The 3,027-nt window shown below is 66.3% G+C and carries 3 protein-coding genes; all 3 read right to left on the bottom strand.

Features of this window, described 5'->3' with window-relative positions; translation table 11 throughout:
- Positions 1-1,376 (bottom strand): thiamine pyrophosphate-binding protein (locus AC1VAN_RS16730; protein WP_480986242.1); only part of this gene is annotated, 1,376 nt, incomplete at its 3' end.
- Between the two features lie 109 nt (positions 1,377-1,485).
- Positions 1,486-2,346 carry an SH3 domain-containing protein gene (locus AC1VAN_RS16725; RefSeq protein ID WP_442251802.1) on the bottom strand — a complete coding sequence of 287 codons (861 nt, stop codon included), beginning with the start codon at positions 2,344-2,346 and terminating at the stop codon, positions 1,486-1,488.
- Between the two features lie 36 nt (positions 2,347-2,382).
- Complete coding sequence (locus AC1VAN_RS16720; RefSeq protein WP_480986241.1) at positions 2,383-2,859, bottom strand: DUF3574 domain-containing protein; 477 nt, start codon at positions 2,857-2,859, stop codon at positions 2,383-2,385.
- Positions 2,860-3,027 lie beyond the last annotated feature (168 nt).

The following is a 3,027-nucleotide window of genomic DNA, read 5'->3' as shown; positions in this document are numbered from 1 at the left end:
TTGTTGAACACCACCACCTTGATCGGAAGATTCTCCTGCACCGCGGTCAGCAGGTCGCCCAGCAACATCGCCAACCCACCATCGCCGGACAACGAAATCACCTGCCGCCCCGGGAAGGCCTTCTGCAGACCCAGCGCCTGCGGCATCGCGTTCGCCATCGTGCCGTGCAGCAGGCTGGTCAGCGTGCGGCGCCGGCCATTCACCCGGATGTGCCGCAGCACCCACACCATCGGCGAGCCACCATCCGCGGTGAACAGCGCATCGTCGGTAGCGTACTTCGACAGCAGCGCGGTCAGGTGCTGCGGATGGATCAGTTCGCCTTCGCCGGGTTGTTCCTCCTGCTCGCGCTTCTTCAGCGCCTTGTCGCGGTGCTCGATGCATTCGTCCAGGAAACTGCTGTCTTCGCGCGGGGGCAGCATCGGCAGCAGCGCGTCCAGCGTCGGTGCGATATCACCGACCACGCCCAGGTTCACCGGATGGCGGCGACCGAGGTGGCTGCCGTCGCGGTCGACCTGGATGATCGTGGCCTTGTCCGGATAGAACTGGCCCCAGGCGAAATCCGCGCCGAGCAGCAGCAGCGTGTCGCACTCCATCAACGTGTGGAACCCGGATTCGATGCCGAAGACTCCGGTCATGCCCATGTTGTACGGGTTGTCCGGTTCGACGAAGTCCTTCGCACGCGATGTGTGCGCCACCGGTGCCTGCAGGCGCCGCGCCAGTTCCAGCAGCTGCGCATGTGCCCCCTGGCAACCGGCGCCGGCATAGATGCCGATGCGCTTGCCCTGCCCCAGCAGTTCGGCGATGTGCTGCAGCTCGGCCTCGGAGGGGCGCAGCACCGGCTGGGTGTAATGCACCGAGAACGGCACATCGTGCTTCACTTCCGCTTCGCTGATGTCGGCCGGCAGGATCACCACCGCCACACCGCGGCGGCTGATCGCCGCCTGGCAGGCCAGCGCCACCACGCGCCGTGCCTGGGCCGGGCTGTGCACCTGCTCGCAGAACACGGTGCAGCTGCCGTACACCGCCTTGAAATCCACTTCCTGCGGGAACTCCATGCCCAGTTCGCTGGTGACCACCTGGCTGGCGATCAGCACCATCGGCGCGCGGTTGCGGTTGCTCTCGAAGATGCCGTTGATGAAGTGCAGACCGCCAGGACCGCACGAACCCGCGCAGGCGGTCAGCTGGCCACTGATCAATGAATCGGCACCGGCCGCGAACGCCGCGACCTCTTCATGGCGGACATGCACCCACTCGATCTCACTGCGATGCAGTGCGTCGGTGACATGGTTCAGGGTGTCGCCGACGATGCCATAACAACGGCGGACGCCCGCCTGCTGCAGGGTATCGACGACGATCTCGGCAACGCGCTTGCTCATGGGACTACAGCCTTGCAAGGGGGAACCCCGAGGCTAGTCCCGGTGAAGTGATGCTCCCGTGGGCAAGAGGCCGATCGCCTTGTCGTGCAAACTCCGGGCAGGGCTGCCGTCAATCGTTGACGTTGATCCACCCCGTCACCGCGCCGCGCTTCGGGTTGCGATAACGCAGCTTCACCCAACCATCCTGCTCATCCAGCATCTCCACGCGATCACCCTGCACCAGGTAGCGCTGCGTGCTGGACGCACCGGGATGATCGAACAGGAACAGGCGCGCAGGCAGCACGCTCGCCATCAGCCCCACCAGCGGCGCACCGCTTGCTGGTGCGCCGAGCCCGTCGCCGATGGCGCTTTCCAGCACCTTGCCGGAGGGATCGTAGGTACGCCACACCGCCAGTGGCCCCTGGTTCTCGGTCTCTTCCCAGTGCAGCGCCCGGTTCAGCGTATCGCCCAGCATCAACACGCTCTCACCGCGGTACAGATAGAGCTGCGGTCCGTTGAAGCGATACACGTCGGTGTACCACATCGGCCCGCTGCGGCAGCTGGCGGTCAGCGTGCGCGTGGCGGCGTCGGCGGTAAGGCCCATCAGGTCACCGCACTGGTCGTTTCCATGGGTCACCGCCTTCAGTGCGCGGAACTCACCGCTGCCCACGTCGAAGCGATAGACCGCAACGGCCTCATTGACCATGCCCACCGCCGCGCGCGCAACCAGCTCGGGACGCCCGTCGAAATCGAGGTCCTCTGCGCTCAGGCGCGAATGTCCCTCGGCGTCCGGCGCGCCAGGCAGGCGCTGCCGTTTCCCTGCCGGCTGCAGGAGCACGGCTAGCATGCCGTCCTCCTGTACCTCCACCGACGCCTGCACGCCCGCTGCCGGCGAAAACCGCAGCAGGCCCCGGTCCTCGTCCTGCGCCTGTGCCGCCGGCGCCAACAGACCGGCCAGCATCACCGCCATCAGCACTTCCCTGGGTGCCATCGTCATTCCCTGCAGCGCCACAGTGGCGCGTCCAGGTCAGAACGATACGTCAACCGCCTGCCGCGACCACAGCACCGACTGGTGTTTGGTCTGCTGCTTCCACGCCAGACGGATCGCTTCGATGTCGGCGCGGCGCTGCGGGCTGTCCTCGTGCAGCACCACCAGCACCTTGGTGCGCAGGCGGTTCGGGGAGGCATCGCCACGGAACAGCCACTGGCCGTAGGCATCGAACACGGTCAGGCCGTCCGGGAAGCGCGGCGTCACTTCCTTGTCCAGGAACGCGCGCCACTGCGCATCACTGATGGTGTCGGCCTGCGGGCGGTCAYCGGCGCCCTGCTCTTCGCCCACGCCGAAATAAAGCTCGCTGCGCACCCAGCCGTGGCCGCTGGACGGACGCGCGGCGTCGCCCTGCAGGTCGGCGGTGGTGGCATAGGCGCTGGGCGCCTTGGAGGACAGGCTGGCGCAGCCACTGGTGGCCAGCAGCACGGCGAAGACAAGGCCAAGGTGTTTCATCGGGAACAGCACTCCGGGAAGGGAAAAAAGCACGACGAAGGGGCACGGAGGGTACACCTGCGCCTCGGTTGCGGCTGCAACCAATGCCCTCATGCCGGCAAGGCATGAAGTAATGCAATGGGAGACGGGACTTGCATCGCACCGCCTCCTCACGCCAAGATAATATAT

The sequence above is a fragment of the Stenotrophomonas sp. 05L44_2 genome, from assembly GCF_056665995.1.
Note: the sequence above shows the minus strand (reverse complement) of the source record. Positions and strands in the feature narration are given on the sequence as shown.